23 protein-coding genes and 2 pseudogenes are annotated in these 25,529 nt (G+C 45.2%); 18 read left to right on the top strand and 7 right to left on the bottom strand.

Annotated features, from left to right (window positions below; translation table 11 throughout):
* Positions 1-89 precede the first annotated feature (89 nt).
* Positions 90-779 (bottom strand): NAD-dependent deacylase, encoded by a 690-nt coding sequence (locus tag DWX84_RS11605; protein ID WP_048927872.1) that lies wholly within the window; start codon positions 777-779, stop codon positions 90-92.
* Positions 780-940: 161 nt separating this feature from the next.
* Here DWX84_RS11605 and DWX84_RS11600 point away from each other — a divergent pair, with 161 nt between their 5' ends.
* The 15 genes from DWX84_RS11600 (at position 941) to DWX84_RS11530 (ending at position 15,627) form a co-directional block, all read left to right on the top strand.
* Entirely contained in the window at positions 941-1,528 is a 588-nt protein-coding gene (locus tag DWX84_RS11600; RefSeq protein WP_005866557.1) for an FKBP-type peptidyl-prolyl cis-trans isomerase, read from the top strand.
* Positions 1,529-1,548: 20 nt separating this feature from the next.
* Positions 1,549-2,259 (top strand): FKBP-type peptidyl-prolyl cis-trans isomerase, encoded by a 711-nt coding sequence (locus DWX84_RS11595; RefSeq protein WP_005860960.1) that lies wholly within the window; start codon positions 1,549-1,551, stop codon positions 2,257-2,259.
* 184 nt (positions 2,260-2,443) lie between these two features.
* Positions 2,444-2,911, top strand: coding sequence for an Lrp/AsnC family transcriptional regulator (locus DWX84_RS11590; RefSeq protein ID WP_005860962.1), 468 nt, complete (start codon positions 2,444-2,446; stop codon positions 2,909-2,911).
* 101 nt (positions 2,912-3,012) lie between these two features.
* Complete coding sequence (locus tag DWX84_RS11585) at positions 3,013-4,395, top strand: S8 family serine peptidase (RefSeq protein WP_008773976.1); 1,383 nt, start codon at positions 3,013-3,015, stop codon at positions 4,393-4,395.
* Entirely contained in the window at positions 4,376-5,710 is a 1,335-nt protein-coding gene (gene xseA, locus DWX84_RS11580) for an exodeoxyribonuclease VII large subunit (RefSeq protein WP_121960971.1), read from the top strand. Before DWX84_RS11585 ends, xseA begins: the two co-directional genes overlap by 20 nt.
* 39 nt (positions 5,711-5,749) lie before the next feature.
* Positions 5,750-5,947, top strand: a complete 198-nt coding sequence (xseB, locus tag DWX84_RS11575; RefSeq protein WP_005860969.1) for an exodeoxyribonuclease VII small subunit — start codon at positions 5,750-5,752, stop codon at positions 5,945-5,947.
* Positions 5,947-6,645 carry a 2-C-methyl-D-erythritol 4-phosphate cytidylyltransferase gene (locus tag DWX84_RS11570; RefSeq protein ID WP_044545300.1) on the top strand — a complete coding sequence of 233 codons (699 nt, stop codon included), beginning with the start codon at positions 5,947-5,949 and terminating at the stop codon, positions 6,643-6,645. Before xseB ends, DWX84_RS11570 begins: the two co-directional genes overlap by 1 nt.
* 22 nt (positions 6,646-6,667) lie before the next feature.
* The gene (recG, locus tag DWX84_RS11565; RefSeq protein ID WP_122144479.1) at positions 6,668-8,764 is read left to right on the top strand and encodes an ATP-dependent DNA helicase RecG; all 2,097 of its coding nucleotides are present in this window, start codon (positions 6,668-6,670) and stop codon (positions 8,762-8,764) included.
* 210 nt (positions 8,765-8,974) lie between these two features.
* On the top strand, positions 8,975-10,225 hold the full coding sequence (locus DWX84_RS11560; RefSeq protein WP_048927874.1) for a M23 family metallopeptidase: 1,251 nt from the start codon (positions 8,975-8,977) through the stop codon (positions 10,223-10,225).
* Between the two features lie 158 nt (positions 10,226-10,383).
* Complete coding sequence (locus tag DWX84_RS11555; RefSeq protein ID WP_048927875.1) at positions 10,384-10,929, top strand: DUF1599 domain-containing protein; 546 nt, start codon at positions 10,384-10,386, stop codon at positions 10,927-10,929.
* A 5-nt stretch (positions 10,930-10,934) separates the two neighbouring features.
* On the top strand, positions 10,935-12,218 hold the full coding sequence (locus DWX84_RS11550) for a BT_3928 family protein (protein ID WP_036611642.1): 1,284 nt from the start codon (positions 10,935-10,937) through the stop codon (positions 12,216-12,218).
* 36 nt (positions 12,219-12,254) lie between these two features.
* Positions 12,255-13,010: a triose-phosphate isomerase gene (gene tpiA, locus DWX84_RS11545; RefSeq protein ID WP_005866575.1), complete on the top strand. Its 756-nt coding sequence runs from the start codon at positions 12,255-12,257 to the stop codon at positions 13,008-13,010.
* Between the two features lie 70 nt (positions 13,011-13,080).
* Positions 13,081-13,587: an SPOR domain-containing protein gene (locus DWX84_RS11540; RefSeq protein ID WP_121960975.1), complete on the top strand. Its 507-nt coding sequence runs from the start codon at positions 13,081-13,083 to the stop codon at positions 13,585-13,587.
* Positions 13,588-13,592: 5 nt separating this feature from the next.
* Positions 13,593-14,183: a GTP cyclohydrolase I FolE gene (folE, locus tag DWX84_RS11535; protein ID WP_009018420.1), complete on the top strand. Its 591-nt coding sequence runs from the start codon at positions 13,593-13,595 to the stop codon at positions 14,181-14,183.
* 181 nt (positions 14,184-14,364) lie between these two features.
* Entirely contained in the window at positions 14,365-15,627 is a 1,263-nt protein-coding gene (locus DWX84_RS11530; protein WP_083434127.1) for a serpin family protein, read from the top strand.
* Here the strand turns inward: DWX84_RS11530 and DWX84_RS11525 are convergent.
* From DWX84_RS11525 to DWX84_RS22190, 3 genes and pseudogenes are all read right to left on the bottom strand, one after another.
* Positions 15,624-15,896, bottom strand: a pseudogene (locus DWX84_RS11525) (type II toxin-antitoxin system YafQ family toxin). The gene DWX84_RS11530 and the pseudogene DWX84_RS11525 sit on opposite strands and share 4 nt — an antisense overlap.
* A gap of 3 nt (positions 15,897-15,899) precedes the next feature.
* Positions 15,900-16,100: a hypothetical protein gene (locus tag DWX84_RS11520; RefSeq protein WP_034532133.1), complete on the bottom strand. Its 201-nt coding sequence runs from the start codon at positions 16,098-16,100 to the stop codon at positions 15,900-15,902.
* 59 nt (positions 16,101-16,159) lie between these two features.
* Positions 16,160-16,330: pseudogene (locus tag DWX84_RS22190) on the bottom strand (hypothetical protein); the annotation flags it as partial.
* A 602-nt stretch (positions 16,331-16,932) separates the two neighbouring features.
* Here DWX84_RS22190 and DWX84_RS11515 point away from each other — a divergent pair.
* From DWX84_RS11515 to DWX84_RS11505, 3 genes are read left to right on the top strand one after another with little or no spacing between them, the layout of a single operon-like run.
* Entirely contained in the window at positions 16,933-19,092 is a 2,160-nt protein-coding gene (locus DWX84_RS11515) for an outer membrane beta-barrel protein (protein WP_048927877.1), read from the top strand.
* A gap of 20 nt (positions 19,093-19,112) precedes the next feature.
* The gene (locus tag DWX84_RS11510; protein ID WP_048927878.1) at positions 19,113-20,171 is read left to right on the top strand and encodes a sensor histidine kinase; all 1,059 of its coding nucleotides are present in this window, start codon (positions 19,113-19,115) and stop codon (positions 20,169-20,171) included.
* Positions 20,168-20,863 carry a LytTR family DNA-binding domain-containing protein gene (locus DWX84_RS11505; protein ID WP_005860996.1) on the top strand — a complete coding sequence of 232 codons (696 nt, stop codon included), beginning with the start codon at positions 20,168-20,170 and terminating at the stop codon, positions 20,861-20,863. Before DWX84_RS11510 ends, DWX84_RS11505 begins: the two co-directional genes overlap by 4 nt.
* 66 nt (positions 20,864-20,929) lie before the next feature.
* On the opposite strand, the gene DWX84_RS11500 is transcribed toward DWX84_RS11505, so the two are convergent.
* From DWX84_RS11500 to DWX84_RS11490, 3 genes are all read right to left on the bottom strand, one after another.
* Positions 20,930-22,123: an esterase gene (locus tag DWX84_RS11500; RefSeq protein WP_048927879.1), complete on the bottom strand. Its 1,194-nt coding sequence runs from the start codon at positions 22,121-22,123 to the stop codon at positions 20,930-20,932.
* A 65-nt stretch (positions 22,124-22,188) separates the two neighbouring features.
* On the bottom strand, positions 22,189-23,397 hold the full coding sequence (locus DWX84_RS11495) for a hypothetical protein (protein ID WP_048927880.1): 1,209 nt from the start codon (positions 23,395-23,397) through the stop codon (positions 22,189-22,191).
* Positions 23,398-23,460: 63 nt separating this feature from the next.
* A complete protein-coding gene (locus DWX84_RS11490) occupies positions 23,461-25,314 on the bottom strand; it encodes a DUF349 domain-containing protein (protein WP_008780630.1) in 1,854 nt (617 codons plus the stop codon).
* Between the last annotated feature and the right edge of the window lie 215 nt (positions 25,315-25,529).

The raw sequence follows: 25,529 nt of genomic DNA, 5'->3' as shown, positions 1-25,529 counted from the left end.
AAAAAGACAAGTCCTTGGCAATGTGTTCGCATGCCAAGGACTTCGTGTTTATACTTGCCTTCGTCAGACCTAATGAGTGTATGAATTGTTTAATTCTGCGTAAGCAACTCCGTCAGCCTCTTGACCCCTTCCGAGGCCCCGGCCTGTATATGCTCGATATCGTTGCGATAAGTACGTACATCTTTCGGGTCGATCAAGTAGATCGGTTGGCCCCGGCGCACGTAGTTTAGTAATCCGGCAGCAGGGTAGACGTTTAAGGAGGTACCGATAATCACGAAAATATCACAATCTTCCACCAGCTTGATGGAAGGCTCTATCATGGGTACCGCCTCTCCAAACCATACAACGAAAGGACGTAGCTGATTTCCGTGAGGGTCCTTGTCGCCCAGATGAATATCCGGGTTCTCCAGCGATAGATTGTAGGTCGTGTCCAGATCCCTTACGGAGCATGCCTTCATCAACTCTCCATGCAGATGGATCACGTGGCTGCTACCTGCGCGTTCATGTAAGTTATCGATATTCTGGGTAATGATCCGTACGTCGAAATCTTTCTCCAAGGCGGCAAGGCCGAGGTGACCGGCGTTAGGTTTCGTATTCAATAGCTCTCTTCTGCGCTGGTTGTAGAAGTCGAGAACCAATTTAGGGTTGGCGGCGAAGCCTTCCGGCGTGGCGACATCTTCCACCCGGTATTTCTCCCATAACCCGTCCGAGTCACGGAAAGTGGAGATACCGCTCTCTGCGCTCATTCCCGCTCCGGTAAGTATGACTAACTTTTTCATCTGTTACTTGTTTAATGTATAGATGTATATATTAATAGTTACGAAGTTACGACTTTATTTCGTAAAAAGCTTTGAATGAAATAAAAAGTTCTTACAAAATGCTGTTATACGATTAAAAGCATTACTTTTGTGGCTTATAATTAGTTGAACAAGAAAAAAGAATGGATAAAGTAAGTTATGCGCTTGGCTTAAGTATCGGAAATAATTTCCAGAACTCAGGCATCAAGGATCTTCAAGTGGAAGATTTTGTACAGGGATTGAATGACGTCTTAACAGAGGCAAAACCTGCTCTTAGTTATGATGAGGCAAAACAAGTGATCAATGATTACTTCATGAAGCTTCAACAAGAGAAACTGGAGATCAATAAGAAAGCCGGTGAGGAGTTCCTTTCTATCAATAAGCATAAGGCTGGTGTGGTAGAGTTGCCTAGCGGTTTGCAATACGAGGTGCTGAAGAATGGTACAGGCGCTAAACCTACGGCGAACGATAAGGTAAAATGCCACTATCACGGTACGTTAATCAACGGTCAGGTGTTTGATAGCTCCGTACAGAGAGGCGAGCCCGCCGTATTCGGTGTTTCACAGGTAATCCCGGGATGGGTAGAGGCCTTGCAGTTGATGCCGGTCGGTTCTAAATGGAGATTGTTTATCCCGTCTAACCTTGCTTATGGCGAGCGTGGGGCAGGTGAGGCTATCGAGCCGAATAGTACGTTGATCTTCGACGTTGAGTTATTAGATATCGAAAAATAATATATAAGAGTTAAAGAAAAATGAAAAAGTTAAGTGTATTAGTCGCTACAGTGATTGTAGCAATGGGCGCATCTTTCACCTCTTGCGGTGATTCTCACAAAAGCGCGAGCTTGAAGACTTCTATCGATAGCGCAAGCTACGCTATTGGTATCAGCACAGGTGCCGGTTATAAGGAAAACTTAAAGACTTTGCCGGGTGGTGAGGCTAACGTAGATGATTTGATCGCTGGTTTTATCCAAGCTATCAAAGGGGATTCTTCTGCGATGAAGATGAATCCGCAACAGGCTCAACAATATTTGCAGACTTACTTCGTAGAGGCTCAGGCTCGCGAGGCTAAGAAGACAAAAGAAGAGGGCGATAAGTTCTTGGCGGAGAATAAGACAAAAGAAGGCGTTATCACGACTGAGAGCGGCTTGCAATATAAGGTAGAGAAAGAAGGTACAGGCGCGAAGCCGACCGCTACCGATAAGGTAAAAGTTCATTATACCGGAACTCTATTGGACGGTACTAAGTTTGATAGCTCCGTGGATCGTGGCGAGCCGGCTGAGTTCGGTGTTGGCCAAGTAATCAAGGGCTGGACTGAGGGCTTGCAGATCATGCCGGTCGGTTCTAAATATATCTTCTGGATCCCGGCTGAGTTGGCTTATGGCGAACGTGGCGCAGGACAAGATATCAAACCGAACAGCGTATTGAAGTTCGAGGTTGAGTTGCTTGACATCGTAAAAGAATAAGTAGCGAAGAAATAGAAACGGAACGTTTGTAAGATAATAGGCGGGCAAATTATGCTAAAAAGCATTTTTTGCCCGCTTTTATTATTTATTGATTACTTTTTTCTTTCAGAATGATATATGATTCAAATTTATTATATACTTTTGATACATTAAATCTGAATGCATATAATAAAGCGAATTTAAAATGGAGAAGATAGACAAACTGGACCGGCAGATATTGAACATTATTTCAAAGAATGCTAGGATTCCTTTTAAAGATGTTGCCGAGGAGTGCGGTGTATCTCGTGCAGCTATTCATCAACGGGTTCAACGCATGATTGATATGAATGTGATCGTTGGCTCAGGGTATCACATCAATCCTAAAATATTGGGGTATAATACATGTACCTATATCGGCGTGAAATTGGAGCGTGGATCTATGTACAAGGATGTTGTCCCGGAATTCGAGAAAATACCCGAAGTGGTAGAATGCCATTTCACTACGGGTCCGTATACGATGCTGATCAAGCTGTATGCCCGTGATAACGAGCACTTGATGGAGCTTTTGAACTCCAAGATTCAAGAGATACCGGGTGTTACGGCTACAGAGACCTTGATTTCTTTACGCCAAAGTGTTAAACGTGAGATCCCTATCTGTAATATCAATGAATAAGACGAAGAATTATACATGAGCCCGGCCTATTCCAGTGCCGGGCTTTTTTGTTTATTCGGCGGTATCATCTATCTTTGTAATTCGTAATTGTGTGAGGTTCTATGAGTAAATATATAGGAATATTCGTTTTCGTATTCAGTTTGTTTTCTTTGGGAGTACATGCGGGGGAAAGTTTTCGTTTTCGGGTGTATTTGAAAGATAAAGGGGATTCCGGTTATACGCTGGATAACCCGGAGGAATATCTTTCCAAGGAGTCTGTTGAGCGACGGAACCGGCAAGGTATATCGGTGTCGGAATCGGATTTGCCGATCGCTCAAGCTTATTTGGATACCTTGTCCGCCAATGGAGGAAAACCGGTGCTGGAGAGTAAATGGTTCTCTACGGTCGTGGTGTCCAGTCCGGATAGCTTGGTCGCTGAGCGTCTCTTGCGCCTCCCGATCGTGGATTCCGTGAAATGGGTCTGGAAAGGTGACGAGGAAATCGATATTCCTAGGGAGGAGAATGATACGACACGGTTTATGCCAATAGATAAACCGGAGAAATCGCCTTACGGTTATGCCGAGGAGCAGATCAAGATGCTGAACGGTATCAAATTGCATGAGGCGGGCTTTAAGGGTAAGGGTATGCGTGTGGCCGTGGTCGATGCCGGTTTCATGAACGTGGATCGGATCAGCGTATTTGATTCCTTGCGGTTATTAGGAACGCATAACGTGGTTTTCCCCGGCCGAAGCGTTTTCATCGGGGATGATCATGGGACGAAGGTCTTATCTTGCTTGGCCGCTGATGCGCCGGGCTTGATGGTCGGTACGGCTCCCCAAGCCGAATATTGGCTGATAAAGAGCGAGGATAGCCGTTCGGAGTTTCCCATCGAGGAGGATTATTGGACGGCAGCTATGGAATTTGCCGATAGCGTGGGAGTGGATGTGGTCTCTTCTTCGTTGGGGTATTTCTCTTTTGATGTAGAGGCCCTGAACTATCATCAAGATCAATTGGACGGGAGGACTTCCTTGATCAGTCGTGCCGCTAAGATGGCTTCATCAAAAGGGATCTTGTTGTTTAGTAGCGCCGGCAACGAGGGGGGCGGTAGCTGGGGAAAGATAACCTTTCCTGCGGATGCCCCGGATATATTGACAGTGGGCGCTATCACGGATCGTAAGAAGAAAAGTAATTTCAGTTCTGTCGGCTTTACGGCGGATTACCGGGTGAAGCCGGATGTGGTTGCCTTGGGTACGGGCTGTTGCGTGATAGATCCTACGGGGAATATCCGTTACGCGAATGGTACCTCTTTCGCTACGCCGATCTTAGCGGGGTTGGGTGTTTGTCTATGGCAAGCGTTTCCCAGTCTGACGAATAAGGATATAATCTCTCTTTTGCAGCGTTTCGGCAGTAAGTTTGAGCAACCGGACGCTGAGTTGGGATATGGCATCCCGGATGTGTACAAAGCTTATAAACAAGAGCGTAAATATGCGGCCGAATCTAAATAACTTATCGGGTGAGAAAGAGGCTCTATCTTTGTTAGAGCTGAATACTCGTATACGGGGTGCGTTGTCGAGGGCTTTCCCGGAGACTTGCTGGGTGCGTGCGGAGATGAGCGATGTGCGGGTGAATACTTCTTCCGGACATTGTTATCTGGAGTTTGTGGAGAAGAATGTGCAGACCGGGCAATTGGTGGCCAAGGTACGAGGGTCTATCTGGGCGAAGACGTTTCGTATGTTGAAACCTTATTTCGAGATGGAGACCGGTCAGATGTTCGCTTCCGGCTTGAAAGTGTTGGTGAAGGTGTCTGTTGAGTTCCACGAGTTGTATGGATTGAGTCTTACGGTGCTTGATATAGATCCGGCTTATACGTTAGGTGATATGGTGCGTAAGCGTATGGAGATTATCCGCCAATTGCAGGAGGAAGGGGTCTTTACACTGAATAAGGAATTGCCTTTTCCGCTACTTCCTAGGAGAATCGCTATCATTACTTCTCCGACGGCTGCCGGCTACGAGGATTTTATGAATCAGTTGACACGGAATAAAGGAGGTTATCCGTTCTATACCAAATTATTCCCCGCCTTGATGCAGGGAGAACGGACGGAGGCTTCTGTAATAGCGGCTTTAGACCGGATTTATCAACATCAAGATCTTTTTGATGTGGTCGTGATTATCCGTGGGGGTGGGGCTACCTCGGACTTGAATAGCTTCGATTCTTATCTGTTGGCGGCGAATTGCGCTCAATTCCCTTTACCGATTATCACGGGTATCGGGCACGAACGGGATGATACGGTTGTAGATTTGGTGGCGCATACCCGGATGAAGACACCGACCGCTGTCGCCGAGTTCCTTATTTCCCGAATGGATAGCGTTGGTGAGGAGTTGGAGAGTTTGCGTCAAGACGTGAGTTTATTGGCTATGGATATTCTATCCCGACAGAAAAACTATTTACAATTGGTAGCGACCCGTTTCCCTTCTATCGTGACAAGCCGGATCGAGCGGAATCGTTCGGGACTGCAAACGATAGCGAGCCGTTTACCTGCGATGGCATCGGGTTTGTTATCACGCCGCCAGTCGGTGCTTGAGAATACGGAACTTCGCTTGCGAAACGGTATTACCTCTAAACTCTCCGAGGATGTGCGTTTTATCCAGCTTACGGAACAGTTTATCAAGATGGCTTCTCCTGATTATATCTTAAAGCGAGGCTATAGCTTAGCCTTGAAAGATGGCAAGATTATCAAACATGCCTCTGATTTGCGAGCCGGCGAAGAACTGACGACTCGCTTCATCGATGGTGAAATAAAAAGTATTATCAAACCATAGAGGGTGGTTTTATAACCGTCCGATAAATACATAATTAATATGGCGAAGAAAGAAGAAACATATAACGAGGCGATCGAGAAACTTCGTAAGATCGTGGCTGAGATCGAGAATGGAGACTTGGATGTCGATATCCTGTCCGAGAAGGTAAAAGAAGCTACCCGTCTGATCAAGCTCTGCAAGGAGAAGCTGTATAAAGTGGATGAGGAAGTTAAAAAAGTTTTGGAGGAATTGGATTGATGGATAAGTACGTCTTGATCGTTGCCGGGGGTAAAGGGCTTCGTATGGGTGGAGATCTGCCGAAGCAGTTTATTCCTATGCGGGGGAAACCTCTTTTGATGCATACGTTAGAGGCTTTTCATCGTTGGGATGCTTCCGCACGTATAATCCTTGTGCTTCCGGAGGATCATCAGCCGTATTGGAATATGCTTTGCAAGGAAATCGGCTGCAAGGTCCCGCATGCGATCGTGAAAGGGGGAGATACTCGCTTCTTCTCGGTTAAGAATGGATTGGATTGGCTTTTGGCGGAGAGGCGTCGGAAGGGGGAGGAGGATAGCGGTCTGAGTTTGGTCGCTGTGCACGATGGCGTTCGTCCTTTCGTCTCTCCGGAGGTTGTTGAGGCCTGCTTTGATAAAGCGGCTGTCACGGGAGCCGTTATCCCGGTTGTTCCGATGATTGATTCCCTGCGTGAGACAGATGGAAAAGGGAGCCATCCGGTGGACCGTTCCCGCTATATGGCTGTACAAACCCCGCAAGTCTTCCATCTGGAATTATTGACAAAAGCCTATGAGCAACCTTATTCGTCTTTATTTACGGACGACGCTTCCGTGGTGGAGGCGATGGGGCATGCGATTGATACGGTTCCCGGTGATCGTGAGAATATCAAGATTACCACGCCCTTTGATTTGTTAATAGCGGAAGCGATGTTTGCCCGGTAAACCCTAAAAACTCATAGATGTTATGCTGGACCTTGATAAGCGATCGATTACGTACTTGCCGGGAGTAGGACCCAAGAAGGCGGATATCCTGCAAAAGGAAGCGGGGATATCGTCGTATGAGGACTTGCTCTTTTATTTTCCTTATAAATATATAGATCGCAGCCGGTTTTATAAAGTAGCTGAGATCAGTGGGAATATGCCTTATATCCAGTTGAAAGGCCAGATTCTCTATTTCGATACGCTAGGCGAGGGACGGAGTAAACGGCTGGTCGGTAAGTTCTCGGATGGTACGGGCACGATCGATTTGATCTGGTTCAAGGGTTTGAATTATGTGACAGATAAGTATCGTCCCAATACCGAGTATATAGTTTTCGGAAAGCCTACGGAGTTCGGGCATACCTATAACATACCGCATCCGGATATCGACTCAATGGAGCAAGCTGATCAAGTGGCGAATGGCTTGACTCCTTTCTATAATACCTCGGAGAAAATGAAGAAATCTTTCTTGAATTCCCGGGCGATCCAGAACCTGCAATATACGTTGTTAAGCTGGCTGAACTGGGAACTTCCAGAGACGCTTTCCCCCGACGTATTGAAACGGATCCATATGATGTCTATGACAGAGGCAATGCGGAATATCCATTTCCCGGAATCTGCCGCTAAGTTGCGTGACGCCCAGTTACGTTTGAAGTTTGACGAGCTTTTCTTCATACAATTAAATATATTACGTACCGCTAGCGTTCGGAAACTGAAGCTAAAAGGGATCGTTTTCCCTACGGTCGGCCATTATTTCAATACGTTCTATAAAGAGTATCTTCCTTTTGAGTTGACGAACGCCCAGAAACGGGTAGTCCGTGAGATCCGGATCGATATGGGTAGCGGGCGGCAGATGAATCGCCTGCTGCAAGGTGATGTGGGGAGTGGCAAGACTTTGGTAGGCTTATTGTCTATGCTATTGGCGATAGATAATCATTGCCAAGCTTGTATGATGGCTCCTACCGAGATATTGGCAACCCAGCATTATGCGACGATCATGGGATTCCTGAAAGATATGGACGTTAAGGTCGCTCTTTTGACCGGATCTACCAAGAAGAAAGAGCGGGATAAGATATTACCGGCTATTGCCAGCGGTGAGATCCAGATCGTGATCGGGACGCATGCGTTGATTGAGGAGACAGTGGTTTTCTCTTCGTTGGGATTAGCGATTATCGATGAGCAGCACCGTTTTGGTGTGGAGCAACGCTCACGCCTTTGGACGAAGAATGCGATCGTGCCGCATGTGTTGGTGATGACGGCTACCCCGATTCCCCGTACTTTGGCGATGACTTTGTATGGGGATCTGGATGTATCGGTGATCGATGAGTTACCTCCGGGACGTAAACCGATACAGACGCTTCATCGCTATGATAATAAAAAGGCGCAATTGTATGAGTTCCTTCGGAAAGAGATACAAAAGGGGCGTCAGGTTTATGTGGTATATCCCTTGATTGAAGGAAATGAGAAACTGGATTATAAAGACTTGGAGGCCGGTTTTGAGACGTTCAAGGAGGTCTTCCCAGAATATAAGGTATGTATGGTACATGGCCGTATGAAAGCGGCGGATAAGGATACCGAGATGCAGAAGTTTATCTCCGGCGAGGCGCAAATCTTGATGGCTACTACGGTTATAGAGGTTGGCGTGAACGTGCCGAACGCATCCGTCATGGTGATCGAGAGTGCTGAACGTTTCGGTCTCTCTCAACTTCATCAGCTTCGTGGCCGGGTAGGACGTGGTGCTGAACAATCTTATTGTATCTTGGTCTCTTCCTATAAACTAAGTAATGACACTCGTAAGCGACTGGAGATTATGGTGAACAGTACGAATGGTTTTGAGATCGCTGAGGCGGATCTCCGTCTCCGGGGACATGGAGATCTGGAAGGTACCCGGCAAAGTGGCGAGGGGATAGACCTTAAAATAGCGGACTTGGCGGCCGATGGACAAATACTTCAATATGCGCGGGATATCGCTCAAGGAGTTCTTGACGAAGACCCCGAATTATTGTCCGAACAGCACCGGATATTGAGCGAAAGGCTCAAAACTCTGTTCACAAGGAAGATAAATTGGGGAATGATTAGCTAATATGTTGTGAAACATATTGTTCTGTAAGCCTTTGATATTTAACTTGTTTGTTCGCTTGTTTTGCTTTTATTCAAAGTCATTGCAGAAATTTTTCGTTAATCAATTTTGTCGGCTTATTCAAATTTCCGAACTTTGACAAGTTGACAATCAGGCAGAGATGCCGGGTATTGCCGTTTTATCCTGAATTATAAGAATGAAAGTTATCAAAAAATGAGTATAAAGACATTTCTATTCATTTGTTGTGCCGCTGTGATGGTATCGACTGCAAATGCGGAGAATCCGGTGAAACCGGAAACTCCGGAGACTCCCAATCATCCAACCCACAAACTTATGGACAAGCGTGTATCTGAGTTAATGGCCGACCGTGTTGGCTTTAAGAAAGATATGGCTTTGAAGGAGCTTGCGGAGATTAATGAGAAAGCGGAGTTGGAGGCGAGAGAGAACTTGATGTTCCCTGCCGATGAATTATATGGCGAATGGACAAATGAATGGGTGAATCCTTTCCGGGGTAAAAAGGTAGATATGCCGGATTCTTGCGTGATTGATTGTTCTACTTTTGTCTTGCCTATGGACTCTATGACAAGGGTCACTTCAAAGTATGGTCCTCGCCGTAGACGGATGCATAAGGGGATAGACTTGAAAGTGCAAATTGGAGATACGATCCGTGCGGCGTTTGACGGCAAGGTGCGTATCAAGAATTTCGAGCGTAGGGGATATGGCTATTATCTTGTGATTCGCCATCCGAATGGTTTAGAGACTGTATATGGTCATTTATCTAAATTCTTAGTAGGTGTGAACGATATCGTACGGGCTGGAGATCCGATCGCTTTAGGGGGAAATACAGGACGCTCTACGGGATCTCATTTGCATTTTGAGACTCGTTTTCTTGGACAGGCTATTAACCCGGCTGATATTATTGACTTCGAGAACTCAATACCTCATCAGGATCAATATGTGTTTCGTAACGTCAAGATTAACGGACGTAAGAGCAATATCTATACATCTTCCAATAGTCAGATGGTGTACCATCGTGTAAAATCCGGTGATACCTTAGGTAAAATCGCACGTATATATGGTACGACAGTGAATGAGCTTTGTCGTTTAAATGGATTGAAATCTACTTCTATGTTACGTATCGGCCAGTCCATTCGTTGTAGTGCCGGTGTGGAAACCGCAGCTAAAGCGACTCCAAAAGCTCAAACTCAAAAGAAATCGACTGCTTCCGTATCTTCTAAGAAAATCACGGTACAGGCAAGTTCTTCCGCTACCGCTTCTTTAGGAGAAGACACGAATACAATGAATGATGTGGAGGCTACTTCGGTTTATCATCGTATTAAATCCGGTGATACGCTTGGCGCTATCGCTAAAAGATACGGTACTTCTGTTAGTAAACTCTGCGAATTGAACGGTATCACAAAGACTACCGTGTTGCGTTTAGGACGCTCATTACGCTGTTCATAACGATATATAAGATGTAAGGAAACGAAAAGGAGCCGCTTATAAAGTGGCTCCTTTTTGTTGTAACCTCTTTTCATTTATCTTATTAGCTTTTGTTGTCTTGAATTTTCGAGAACATCTACGTCTTTTTTCCTATATTCGCGGGTATAATCTAGGATAGTATGCCAAATACAAAGGAACAATTCGAGCAAGTGATCTCCCTGTGCCGGGAGTTGTTCGAGAAGAAGTTGAAAGATTACGGGCCGTCGTGGAGGATCATGCGCCCCCAGTCGGTTACCGATCAGATATTTATCAAGGCGAACCGTATCCGTAGCTTGGAGATCAAGGGGATGAGCATGGTGGACGAGGGAATCCGTCCGGAGTTTATCGCTATCGTTAATTATGGTGTGATCGGCTTGATCCAATTGGCGTTGGGATTCGCGGATACGACCGATATCACGATAGAGAAAGCCTTGGAATTATACGATAAATACATTGCGGAGACGAAGGAACTGATGTACGCCAAGAATCATGATTATGATGAGGCGTGGCGCAGCATGCGTATCAGCTCGTACACGGATCTTATTTTGATGAAGATTTATCGGACTAAGCAAATCGAGAGTCATGGAGGCAAGACGCTCGTTTCTGAGGGAGTGGACGCCAACTACATGGATATGATTAATTATGCCCTCTTCGGTTTGATCAAGCTGGAGTTTGGTGAGGAGTGAGCTACATGGAATATAAGGAAACCGTAAAGAAAGTGATCGCAGAGGTCTGCCGCCTGTTACTGGGAGTAGTCTTTATCTTCTCCGGGACGGTGAAGGCTGTCGATCCCATGGGAGGAGCCATTAAGATTGGCGACTATCTGACTTCCTTTGGGCTGGATAAGCTGCAACCTTTTACGGTATTGATCTCCTTCAACTTGTCCGCTCTGGAATTCATGCTGGGTGTCTGTATGCTATTAGGGGTGTACCGGCGGTATACGACCTTCTTGACCTTGCTGATGATGTCTTTCATGACGCCGCTGACGCTGTATCTGGCGATCTTCAATCCCGTATCGGATTGCGGTTGCTTCGGGGACGCCTTGGTGATCAGTAATTGGCAGACCTTCTATAAGAATGTCGTACTTTTGGCCGCCGCTATTTACGTGTTCATCCATAATCAGCGGCTTTTACAAGGCTATACCTACCATGTCTACTGGTTCGTGGCCTTGTGGGCATATGTCTTCGCTATCGGTTTCGCTTACCGGAATTATAATCATTTGCCGATCTTGGATTTCCGTCCCTATAAGTTGGGTGCGAATATCCCTGCCTTGATGTCGATACCGGAAGGTGCGCCCGAGGATGAATATGCGTATTCTTTTATTTACGAGAAGGATGGCGTACAGAAAGAATTTTCTTTGGAGAACGCCCCGGCCGATGATAGCACGTGGACTTTCGTGGATTCAAAGACCAAGCTGATCAAACAAGGATACGTTCCCCCCGTTACCACATTTCATATCTATAATGAGAATGACGCAGACGTGACTGATGAGTTGCTGAACGACCCGAAAGGTCTTTTCCTTTTGATCGCTCCCCGTCTGGAGAATGCGGATGATGAGCGTATCGACGAGATTAATAACGTATACGATTACGCCTTGGAGAACGGCTTGGGCTTCTATTGCGTGACGGGTTCTTCCGCTGATGCTATCGCTACATGGAGCGATAATACCGGTGCCGAGTATCCGTTTCTTATGGCCGATGATGTCCTTTTGAAAACGATCATCCGCTCCAATCCGGGATTGGTCTTGCTGAAGAAAGGTACGATCTTGATGAAGTGGCATTACAACGATATCCCACAGGAAGAAGACCTGAAAACGATCGTAAACGGCTATCTGGAAGGAAATACCGACTGGAAAGCGAAAGAAGATGCCCGGCTAATAACCAACCTATTAAGTTTTACCGTACCTTTGTTGCTGGTTTGGGGATACGATGCCTTGCGCAATCGCCGTCGCCGGAAAGGAAAAGAATCTGAATAGAGATTTATTTGTATTACATATTTAAATTATTAAGTTATGAGAAAGAATATTGTTGCAGGAAACTGGAAAATGAACACTACTCTTGCTGAAGGTCTTGCTTTGGCTAAAGGTTTGGACGAGGCTTTGAAGGGTAAGACTCCGAATTGCGATGTGATCATCGGTACTCCGTTCACTCACTTGGCAAGCGTTGCTGCCGCTATCGATACAAACAAGATCGGTGTTGCAGCTGAGAACTGCGCTGACAAGGAAAAAGGTGCTTATACAGGTGAGGTTTCTGCCGCTATGGTAGCTTCTACTGGCGCGAAATATGTGATCTTAGGCCACTCTGAGAGACGTGCTTATTATCATGAGACTCCGGAGATCTTGAAGACGAAGGTTGAGTTGGCTTTGGCTAACGGTTTGACTCCGATCTTCTGCATCGGTGAGGTTTTGGAGGAGAGAGAAGCCGGTAAGCACTTCGAGGTAGTAGACGCTCAGATCGCTGGTTCTTTGTTCGATCTTTCCGCTGAGGATTTCAGCAAGATCGTCTTGGCTTACGAGCCGGTATGGGCTATCGGTACAGGTAAGACTGCTTCCGCTGAGCAAGCTGAGGAGATCCATGCTCACATCCGCGCTACTTTGGCCGCTAAATATGGCAATGAGGTAGCTGATAACTGCACGATCCTTTACGGTGGTAGCTGTAACGCCGGTAACGCTAAGGAATTGTTCGCTAAACCGAACGTAGACGGTGGTTTGATCGGTGGCGCTTCTTTGGCCGTTGACAAATTCATGCCGATTATCGAGGCTTTTTAATTAATTCATAATAAGAAGGTATCTTTCCCCTCAATGAATGGGGAAAGATACTCTTTTTAATATTCTATCTATGAAAAGAATTCCTTGTATCTTATTGCTATTTGCCTTTATGATGGCCGGTACTTCATCTTTATTCGCTCAGACGGCGTTGGAAGGTGAGCGTTCGACCATATTCGATGCGTTGCAGAGATCCGGTTTGGGAAAAGGCGAGGTCGTTATCAATCAATCCGCCGCTATCCGCGAGATGGTGGGTGAGCGTATGCGTGGAGCGAACGTGGAGACGACAGATAGCCTTACCTTCTTGAAGGTACAAGGGTATCGTACGCAGGTATTTTCCGGTAATAACCAACGGGTCTCGAAAGACGAGGCTTTTCGTAAGGAGAAGGAAATCAGGGAGCTTTTTCCAGAGATCCCGACGTATGTCACTTACAACGCCCCGTTCTGGAAGTTGCGTGTGGGAGATTTCCGCTCGCATGAGGAGGCCTATCATATGATGCGCCTGTTGATGGGTGCTTTCCCGAAATACGGGAAGGAAATGTATATCGTACGAGAAGAGATAAAAATTCCCCTAAATTAAAGAGAATGTCAGAAGTAAACGAAGAGACGCTACGTGCCCGGGAAGCTTTGGCCGGCCATTATAAGGAAGTATTGGGTTTGCTGGGTGAGGATGCCGGGCGTGAGGGTCTGCTTAAAACGCCGGAACGTGTGGCGAAAGCCATGCAGTTTTTAACCAAGGGATATCATGAGGACCCGGAGGCGGTGCTCCGTTCCGCCATGTTTCAGGAAGAGGATTACAAACAGATGGTTATCGTGAAAGATATCGATTTCTTCTCCCTTTGTGAGCATCATATGTTGCCTTTCTTCGGCAAGGCCCACGTGGCTTATATCCCCAAGAAATATATTACGGGCTTAAGCAAGATCCCTAGGGTAGTGGATATCTTCGCCCGCCGTCTCCAGATACAGGAGCGTATGACGATGCAGATCAAGGATTGCATCCAGAGGACCTTGGACCCGTTGGGCGTGATGGTCGTGATCGAGGCGCAACATATGTGCATGCAGATGCGTGGCGTGGAGAAACAAAATTCCTTGACGACTACCTCTGATTTCACCGGCTTTTTCCAACAAGCTAAGACGCGCGAGGAGTTTATGAATCTGATCAAGCATAACCGCTGATCATCTCCCGTCATAGCTTACTCCAGTTTAGCCGTATAACTGATCCGCAGTGATACGGCTTTTATTATATCCCTACGTTTCCATCCGTTGAGTTACTGTTGTGATAAATATATAGGCGGGATGCAACTTTAATGGAGACCTATTCATCAATTAGATATAAGGACATTAAAAATATCAAGTTATGAAGACCAACAATTACCTATTCCTGTCGCTCTGTCTCTGCATACCTTTGTTTGCGTTGACTGGGTGTGACAATGATTCTTCTGAAGAACCTTTCGGAACCGATACTGAGCGATATGATATACCTTTGGATACTAAATCGCTAGAGGTAAACGCTAGAGGGCAGAAGTTCGCTTTTAATTTTTATAAGGAAATGGCTGGCAAGGAGGAGTCGAATTTTTGTATCTCTCCTTTAAGCGCCTCCTTTTGTTTGGGTATGGTATTGAATGGGGCGAATGGTAATACGTATACAGAGCTACAAGAAGCCTTAGGTTATGAGGGCTTAACCAACGAGGAGATAAACGCTTATGCCCAAATGATGCAGACGGAGCTTCCCAAGTTGGATGGTCGTACTGTTTTCATGAATGCGAATAGTATGTGGATCAAGGATGATTTCCAAATGCTGGAACCATTTGTAAAGACCAATCAGACATATTATAATGCCGAGGTTTATAACGAGCCGTTCAATATGGAGACGGTGGACAAGATCAACCATTGGTGCGCCAATAAAACGAATGATTTGATCCCTAAGATGCTGGAGACAATCAGTCCCAATACATTGGCATGCCTGATCAACGCCATTTATTTCAAGGGAGTGTGGAAAATGGAGTTCGATAAGGGAGATACAAAGGACAAGCCGTTCCATCTAAAGGACGGATCAGAGATCAAAGTTCCTACCATGAAACAACAAGCGACAAATTATTATTATTATGGTGATGAGCAGGTATCTGTCGTGGAACTACCTTATGGAAACGGAGCGTTTAGTCTGGTTCTTTTTATGCCGTCCGATAAGAAGAAAACCTCGCTAGATGAGTTGATTGCAGACTTGGATGCGGATCGTTGGAACCAGTGGATGAGTAACCTGAGCTCTTATTCGTTCGACCTCTATTTGCCTCGCTTTACGATGGAATCAAGTATGGATTTAACAGATGTGATGAGGACATTGGGAGTCAAGGATGCCTTTAAGTCGGAGGCAGACTTCACGAATATATCAACCGAACAGCCTTTATTTATAGGCTTGATAAAACAAAATACCTTTATTAAGGTCGATGAGTCCGGCACGGAAGCCGCCGCTGTTACGATAGTAGATATGGATACAAGTGCGCTTCCTCCCGCTACCACTTTAAAGGAACTTCGTTTTGATCATCCCTTCGGCTATGTCTTAAAGGAGAATAGTACGGGTGCCATTTTATTCGCAGGCCGAGTGGATCATCCCAAGTCTTAAAATAAATCAGCGTGTGTACCGGTATCGGTCATGATCAAGACCAGTTCGGTATCGTTTTGTTGCCATATTAAGAGCCAGTCGCTTTTAATATGGCATTCCTATAAGCCCTCAAATTTACCGCTTAGTTTATGGGGGTGATATTGCATTGGGAGGGAACCGGTTTCTTGAAGAATGCCGATAACTTCCCATAGGAGTTCTGGATTGCAATTCCTTTTCAAGCATTTCTTGAAACTCTTATCAAATTGCTTGGTAGTCTGTACGTCGTACATGGTTTATTGATTTAGCAAATGCTTTTTTAGATCTTCCATATCTTTGGCCTTATAAACCCTTCCTGCCTTGATATCCTCCAGTCCCTTCTCTATACCGGACTTCTTCCTGCCGATATTCCAACCGAATTTCTTGGCCAGTTCTTTGAGCAAGGCCATGTCTACCTCCGGTAAGGTAATTTCTACTTTCTTGACTGTCACTTCCATATCTTGGGTTGTTTATAGATTGTATGTGACAAAAATACGTTTTTTTATTGAATTGATAATCATCTTTGAGAGATTTCGAGAAAGACGATCGAAGGATATGACAATCTGTTAGGATTGACAATTTGTAATCGGAAGTCCCGGAGAATCGATTTTTCCGGGCTAAGGTACGTCTTGTGTTTGAATTTGAAAAAATAAATCAGCAATCGGTTCATTGATAGAGCAATGCTGAAAAATGGCCTTTTGTTCTAGCGAAAATAATTCATCGTAATTCATATCCGATGGAGCAAAAGGAGGGAAAAACGGTGTTACGATAGGGCTATAAGGAGGTAAGAATGCCCATTCACGACTACTTACAACCCTATTTGCGACTGCTTATAATGCCCAATGGCACTACTGGCGTTGCTTAACGCGACCGTATGTGTAGGCTTTTGTCGCCTAATGTGTATCGAAAACGGTCTTTTTCATTGGAAAAGCACTGTTTATTGTTATCTCCCCTCCTTTATCTTGTGATTCCTGTGGAAATGAGATGTTATGGAAAAGCTCTAATACTACTCAAAAAGACAGAAAAGCCTCTTCGTGGATGACTTTATGGAAATGAGAATTTTGCTTGATCAACAGCTGGAAAAAGCGTTTAGAAGTGAATAACTAATCACTTCTAAAGCCGTTAGTTATTCACTGGGTATACTCGTTAGTTATTCACTCGACAAGCCGCAAGTTATTCACTTCAGAAGGCAAAAGTAGGAGATTTTACCTTTCATCCCCCGGATACTTCCGTTGGTCACAATAATTTGATTGGATATTCCTGCTGATGTAATTTTGATATAAAAACGACATGAGCAGGAATCTTTTTATAATAGTTCTATTGATAATTACCCCTTTTTGTGGTTGGGGACAGGTCGATACGATAGCGGACCAGAAGTTACAGGAAGTGGTGATCATGGCTAAGCTCCCTACGGTAGAGATGAAACCGGGGAAGATGACTTATAGGCTGGATGCCTCTATCACCCAAAGCCAAGGGAATGTCTACGACGTGTTGACCAGTTTGCCGGGAGTCGTGATACAAAATGATGGCACTATTTTCTTGAATGGTCAAAACGGGGCGAATATCTTGATGGATGGTAAGCCTACCTATTTATCGGGGCAAGATCTTGTCAATCTCTTAAAATCGACTCCTGCCTCCATTACGGATAAAATCGATTTGATTACGCATCCCTCGGCACGTTACGACGCTAGCGGAAACTCCGGTATTATCGATATACGTACGAAGAAGATATTGCGAAGAGGAATGAACCTTTCGGTAAACGGTAGTTATGACCAAGGTAAATATGGAGAGGGTTTCGCTTCTACTACCCTGAATCTGCGAACGAATAAGTTCAACTTCTATCTCTCTTATTCCTATTCCCGGAAGAATGATTACGATGATCTGTATGTGGAGAGAAACTATCTGGAAGGTTGGCGGCCGGAAGGGGAGACCGGGCAGATGACGCAATCTTCCTATCGAACTTGGAAGAATACATCAAACTATTATCGTTTCGGGATCGATTATCAAATGTCGGATAAGACTACGATCGGGTTTTCGACGGATGGTAATCTGGCGGGTAACAAGGTTGAGGGAGATATGAACTCATCCATTCCTAAGCGATCTCCGCAAACCGGAGGTTCGCTTCGCACCTTGAACGATCAGAATCGTTCGCAGGATAATTTTACGGCTGTTTTAAGTTTAACACATACCTTTAACTCTGATGGTGGGGTCTTGGATGCCTCTATGGATTACTTGCGTTATCGATACGAGGAAGACCAATATTTGAATAGCCAAGATACCTTGTTTGGGGATATGGATGGAGGAATCCATTTATACTCCGGACAAGCGAATCTGGTGTGGCCTTTCTCGAAATCCTTCACGTTCCATGCAGGCGCCAAGACCTCTTTTGTCTCTATTGATAATAACGCTGATTATAATCGGTTACAAGGTGATTCTTGGCAACCGGACCATGACTTGAGTTGTGATTTTCAGTATGACGAGAATATAAACGCGGGCTATGTACAGCTTGACGCCAAATTCTCTTCTATAAGTCTGGAGGCAGGTCTTCGTCTGGAAAATACCCGCATAGAGGGCGAACAATCGGGTAACGCTTATCAAAGAGACTCCTCGTTTACCAATCATTATACGCACTTGTTCCCAACGCTTTCTGTTCAGTATGCCTTGAGGAATGGGAATAGTCTGTCGCTAACTTATGGCAAACGGATTGTCCGTCCGAATTACCGGGACCTGAATCCGTTTGTATATATCCACGATGAGTATACGTATGATAAAGGTAACACCTTATTACGCCCGGAATTATCCGATAATCTGGAACTGGCCTATATACATGGCGATTTATTCCGGGTGGGGCTTGCTTTCAATTATACGAAGGATGTAATTATCAAGAGCTATTTGGATCAAGGGAACTATGTCGTTTATGTCTCACCGGAAAATCTCTCTTCCCGCGTCAGCGTAGGTCCCCGGCTCAGTACCTCCCAATTACCGTTAACCTCATTTTGGAACGTGAACGTCAGCGCATCCTTGATCTATAACCGGTATCGTTTACCGGAGAATTATCAAGTAAAGGTGAATAAGAGATGGACGCCGAATATCGGGATCTCGAATCAGTTTAGCTTTGCCCGGACTTGGAGCGCTGAACTTATCGGTTTCTATAATGGGAAAATGGCGGCGGGACAAGCTACGATCTATCCGTTATGGCAAATAAATGCCGGTATCCAGAAGAAGATATGGAAAGGCCGGGGAACGATCCAGTTATTCGCACGGGATATTTTCCATTCGAATGTATCGAGAATGAGCGTGATGACTCCCACCCAGCACGCTTTTATAAAAGAGCGGATGAACCGGACGGTAGTCGGTATTTCATTGACCTATCGTATAAATCGTGGTTTGGAGGTGAAAGAATCTCGCCGGAAGCATAGCGTAGATGAAAGTAAAAGAATAAATTTGTGAAACCTCTAGACAAATGGTTTATGAAAAAGATATATAAGTGGATATATGCCTTGATTTTTGCGGTCTCTTTGTATTCTTGTATCCGCTGGGTAACGGATTATACGAAAGAAGGACACTACTGGACACAGTCCTTGGGGAATAGTATCCTAGAGATCGTGATCCTTGCATTTGTCTCTTATTTGTTTTTTATTTATTTCAGACGCCAGATCGAGAAGAGCCGAAGAGCGAAAGAACCGAATAGGTGGAAATTTGTTTGGAGATCGTATGGAATGCCTTTCTTATTGATTATATTGGGAGTGAATGCTACGTTGGCAATTACCCGTATATTTACCGGTGATACTTTCCATATGGACGATATAATAATTGCGAACGTGATAGGGAGCTTGTTTGCGTTTATGGTCTATAATGTTCAGCGAGCTCAAGTATTGGATAAAGATTACGCCGAGCAGCGTATCCAACTGGAAAAGATCAAGAATGATCAATTACAGACGGAATTGAAGTTCTTGAAATCCCAATATCATCCTCACTTCTTGTTTAATGCGCTCAATACCGTTTATTTCCAGATTGATGAAAGTAACAAGGCGCCTCGTCGCACGTTAGAGATGATATCCGAACTCTTGCGTTACCAACTGTATGGCGGTAATCAGAAGGTCAGTATCCTACAAGAAATTGATTATTTGAAAACTTATATAGCTTTACGTAAGCTTCGTATGAGTGAACGCCTGCGGTTGCGTGTAGAGTTTCCGCCCGAATTGAATGAACTGAATATTTATCCGTTACTCTTCCTCCCGTTGGTAGAGAACGCTTTTAAATACGTAGGTGGCGATTATCAATTGGATATTATCATGAAATGGGAAAATAACCGGATCAGTTTGTTTATACGAAACTCCATCCCCGAGCTTTCAGCGGAGGACGAAGCGTTGCGTAAATCGGTGGATGAACGGCAACGTAAAGGCATCGGTCTGGTAAATTTACGCCGCCGATTATCTTTATTGTATCCCAATAAGCACCGTTTGGAAACCCGGAAAGAAGAGACTGAGTTCGTAGCGGAATTAATGATTGAAATAGAAGAAATATGACAATAACCTGCGTGATAACAGATGATGAGCCGATGGCCCGTAAAGGATTGCAATCGTATGTGGAGCGAGTGGATTTTCTCTCCTTGACCGGTGTATGTGAGGACGCTATCCAATTAAATACCCTGTTGAAAACTCAGCAGCCGGATTTACTTTTGTTAGATATCGAGATGCCTTATCTTTCCGGTTTGGATTTATTGGCGACCTTAAACCAGCCTCCCAAAGTGATCGTTACTTCCGCTTATGAGCAATATGCCTTGAAAGGGTATGAGCTGGATGTCGTGGATTATTTGCTGAAGCCTATTTCCTTTGAGCGTTTCTTAAAAGGCGTGAATAAGGTGCACGACCTGTTGGCTCGGGAGAATACGCCGGATGCGGATGCCTCGTTTTTCGTGAAAAGCGAGAAGCAAATGCGTAAGATTTACCTAAGAGATATCTTATTTGTAGAGGCGTTGGAAAATTATGTTAGTATCTATACTACTTCCGGTAGAGTATTGACCCATTCAACCTTGAAGCGGATCGGGGAATCCCTACCCGATGATCAATTTCTCCAAACGCATAAATCGTATATAATTAATGCGGATCGTGTCGATCTGGTAGAAGGGAATAGATTACGTATCGAATCCTATCAAATCCCGATCGCCCGTAATCTCAGAGATATTGTATTTAAGCGTATCCTTAAGAATACGTTGTAATTATATGACTGTAGCTAGGTCATAGAGACGCGGCACATGCCGCGTCTCTACAACTGGGGTATTTTGTTATTTGAATAACATTGGGGCGAATTTTGTGAGGTAGATGCGCCAGTTTTTCCAGATATGGCCGCCGTCGCTCTCGTAGTATTCGTATTTGTAGCCGCTATCGTCTAGTTTCTTGCGATAGTCTATGTTGTTCTTGTATAAGAAGTCGGTTTTACCGATAGCGATCCAGTATAATTTCGGGTGCTTGCCGAATTGTACTTTCAGCTTCTCATCCATATTCTGGTAGATGGGAGATTCGGAGCCTTCGCGGGGGAGGATAGCGGCAGAGAATAATCCCACGTAATCGAACATATCCGGATATTGCTTAGATATATGCAAAGAATGGAAACCACCCATGGAAAGTCCGGCTATCGCACGGCTGGATTTCTTTTTTTCCACACGGTAATTGCTCTCGATAAACTTAATGACATCCGGGAAGCTGCTTTCCATGCTACCCTCCATGGTTTTAGGTAGTTGCATATTCGGCTTAACTAAACCTAGGCTGGATTCTCCCGGAGCGGCCTCTTGATCCGCATTTCCGTTTGTCATAACCACGATCATCGGTTTTGCCTTACCTTGGGCGATCAAATTGTCTAAGATCTGGGCCGTACGTCCTAAGGCGATCCAAGCTTCCTCGTCGCCACCCATGCCATGTAAGAGGTAGAATACCGGATATTTTTTGCCACTTGTCTCATAGCCAGCCGGCGTATAAACGGTAATACGGCGGGTCTTTCCCAATGTCGGGCTCTCATACCAACGGCGAGCGACCGTTCCGTGAGGAACATCATTAACGCTGTATAAATCGCCCTGTCCACCCTTGATGATAAAGATATTCGTAACGGATGCCACGTCACGGTTCAGATAGACATTATTAGGATCTGTAGTCTTTAATCCATCGACAATAAAGGAATAGCTATATAATTCGGAGGGAAGAGGTTCCGGTGTGGTATATTCCCAAACGCCTTCTTTACCTTCCTTTAAATCAACGGTACCGGGTACATCCACTAAACCGAACTGAGTCTCCATCTTCTGTGTGGGAAGGAAATCTCCTGTTACCTGCACCTTGATTGCTTTGGGTGCCCTGAACCGGAAGGTTACGGTGTTATCCGGATGAATCTCCGGAGAGATGATGTTCTGACTACCCCAAAGGGCTTGTTGGGCGAACGTGATCACGCTGATCAGCATGAATACGGCCAAGATTGATAATCTTTTCATAATGATAAATTTATTAATGGTATTACTGAGGTCTAAAGATTTTTACAAATGTAATGAATAATCTGTTACATGAGCAATAAATAGGCTCGATAATGTGTGTCTTTCGTGACGGGGCATAATGAGAGGTAGCCTTCTTGAATCCTTCCATTCGCAAAGCGAAGTGGATAAGTCTCAGACATGAGGCGGTGTTTCTCGAGAGCTTCTCCGGCTTCCTTCTCGTAAGAAACCCGGTAATCGCCAACAGCCCTAGGCGCTACATAATGCTGGAATAGACGTAAAGCGACCATTCCCATCGTGTACCGCATATTGATCTCAATGCAGGGATGAATAGCGAAAGATCCATCCTTTTGTCTATAGACCAGCATATCCACACCTATACAGCCCGCGTAAGTAGATCCGTACACTTCTTGTAATACAGAGCGTACCGCCTCTTGGATGCGGGAATAGGTTTCTTCGCCCGTGAATCGGGTGATGCGAGAGAGCATGGTGGATTGTTCCTCTAGGATGTTGCCTGTATAGGAGCCTCGCTCCTCGGTATTGAAAACGGATAATCCCTCGTAACGGACAGTACCTTGCCCGTCGGAATAAAATTCCATGGCGAAATCCTGTACTTTGTCTAATCCGCTTTCGATACTGATCATTCCTTGTTTGTTGAATACGCCCTCTATCCAGTTTTTCGTTTTTGTATCCGGTTTTCGTTTCTCTACCCATAGCAATCCCCGTCCGGAAGAGGAATAGGGTGTTTTTAATACGAAGGGAGCGTTGCATAAGATCATGTATCTCTCCACCTCCCGGATTTTCGTGCAGAAACGAGGCGCTACCGGAATAGGGAGATCGGGTAGGAGGGCCTGTATCTTTTCCAGACATTCCGCCGCCGTTTGCCTACCGGTAAGGCGAAAATAATCCTCTTTCCAAGTCGGGACGGATAGCCGGACTTTTGCCTTGTCCCTCAACTGCTCGAATAAATGAAGACTATGCGGGGAAAGTCCCCACGGGGCTGCGTCCATAGGAGAGAGGTAGGGAGCGTTTTTCATCAGCATCGCTTTTGTTACAGGTATAGGAGCCGGGTGTAGGTCTTTGGGTAAATGGGCGAAAAACGGAGGGGTTGCCTTACTATCTTCCAGATAGACAAAATCATCCTCTTCCGCATACCAAACCGGCAGCAGCGCCAAGTCTTTTTGCATTTTACGGACATTTGTCGGTGCCGTGTAGTTCTGTGTTCCTAAAAGTACGGCCGTCTCGTGGCCGGGATTGAAATAATGTATCCGTGACATAAAAGCGTAAAAACAACAAAGCCGTCTTTTTAAAGGACGGCTTTGCTCGGGTTTATGAGATTGTTATTCCAGATTCTCGTCGATGGCATCGATCTTCTTGACTGTTAAAGCCATATCCTCTTTCAGTTTTTCGATCTTGCGTTCCATTTCTTTCAGTAAACCGCCGCCGCCCTTGGAGGAAATGCTTAGGAAGCCGATGTTGTTCTCGTAAGTCTGAAGCTCGTTCTTCATGCGCTCGTACATACGCATCAACTTATCACGCTCGCTGAACAAACGGCCTTTACCTCTTTCGCCGCTGGTCATCTCGTTTAGGTTGTTGCGGAACGACTGCATCTTGCGATCGTTCTGGTCTACCTTCAAGCGATCGAATTGCTGGTCAACCGCCTCGTGATATTCCTTGTAGATCTTATCTTTCTCCTTGAACGGTACGAAACCGATCGTGTTCCATTCCGCCATATAAGACTTCAAGGTCGTGATAGCCTCATCATGTCCAAGGCTCTCGTCCATGCCCTTAATCTTAGCGATCAACTCTTTCTTAGCGGCCAAGTTGGTCTGCTCTATGCTCTTTTGGGAAACAACGTTCTTATTCTTTTGCTCGAAGAAATAATCACAAGCCGAGATAAAACGTTTCCAGACAGCGTCGGAATGCTTACGGGCTACCGGTCCGATCGTCTTCCATTCTTTCTGCAAAGCGATCATCTTATCCGTCGTATCCTTCCAGTCCGTACTATCCTTCAAAGCCTCGGCTTTCTCGCATAACGCACGTTTAGCGTCGAGGTTTTTCTCCATATCGCTCTTGATCGCCTTGTAGAACTCGCTCTTCTTCTCGAAGTAGACATCGCAAGCGGCACGGAAACGTTCGAATATCTTTACGTTATATTTTTTCGGAGCGAAACCAATCGTCTTCCATTTCTCTTGCAAGCCGATTACCTCCTTATTCTTTTCTTCCCAATCCTTAAACGATTTCAACGCGCTGAAATCAATCGCCTCGATTTGTTCGCAAATCACGGTCTTCGCATCCAGATTCTCCTGCTCTTTCGCTTTCAGTTTCTCGAAGTGCTCTTGGTGACGCTTATTGATCACGGTTGAGGCAGCTTTGAAGCGAGCCCATAAGTCCTCACGTAATTCTTTCGCTACCGGCCCGATCTCACGCCATTGCTGGTGCAGCTTCTGAAGCTGGTGGAAAGCGGAGATAACATCCGGCTCGTTACCTAGTTTCTCTACGGTTTCGCACAAGGCGGTCTTCAATTCCAGATTCTTCTTGAAGTCGTAATCACGGAACTGATTGTTTATCTTGATAATATCATAGAATTTCTCGGTGTAGATCTGATAGTTCTTCCAAAGCTCGTTCACGTGCTCTTGGGGAACGGCCTTCACCTCTTTCCATCTTTGTTGGATGTCCTTGAAAGAGTTGTATAATTTATTGAAATCATCTTGGCTTTCGCAAAGCTCTTTCAACTGGTCGATCAACTGCAATTTCAAAGCGTAGTTAGCGGCCTTTACACGCTCTTCCTCGGCGAGGATAGCGGCTCTTTTCTCTTTATAAGAGGTGAGCAAATCCTTGATCTTGTTCTCGGTTTCGTCAGCGGGGGCTGTAAAATCCTTTTCTTCGCCACCATCAGCGATGAATACTTTCTTAAGCTCTTCCACCTCGTTACGACGGATCTTGTAGTAAGCCTGTTTCAAAGCCTCTACTTCTCCACGGGAAGTCTCTACGGAAGTCTCAACAAGTTCGGTTAACTTAGCGAGAATTTCTTCTTTGGTTAATTTACCTGCGGCAATAGCAGCGTCCGCCTCCGCTGTGTCGTTGGCTTCAACGTCTGCGGTAGCATCGATTTCCGGCGTCTCAACCGGTTTTTTAGTTTCTTCCAATTTCCCGGCTTCTTCCGGCAAATTAGTCTCAAGAGTGTCCTTCATATACAATCGCTTTTAAGAAAAGGATAAATACATTCCTATATCAAGTCACAAATTAAACTAAATATTTTTGGATTACAGCATTTCGGGGAAATTATTTATCTAAAAAGTCATTTTGGATACTAATAGATGTTAAGACCGGGCTATTTCTCTTGATTCCGCTTGTAGAGACGGGGCATGCCCCGTCTCTACAACGTCTACTTATACTATTTAATCTC

This window comes from Parabacteroides sp. AF21-43, from assembly GCF_003635435.1.
GTDB lineage: Bacteria > Bacteroidota > Bacteroidia > Bacteroidales > Tannerellaceae > Parabacteroides > Parabacteroides distasonis.
Note: the sequence above shows the minus strand (reverse complement) of the source record. Positions and strands in the feature narration are given on the sequence as shown.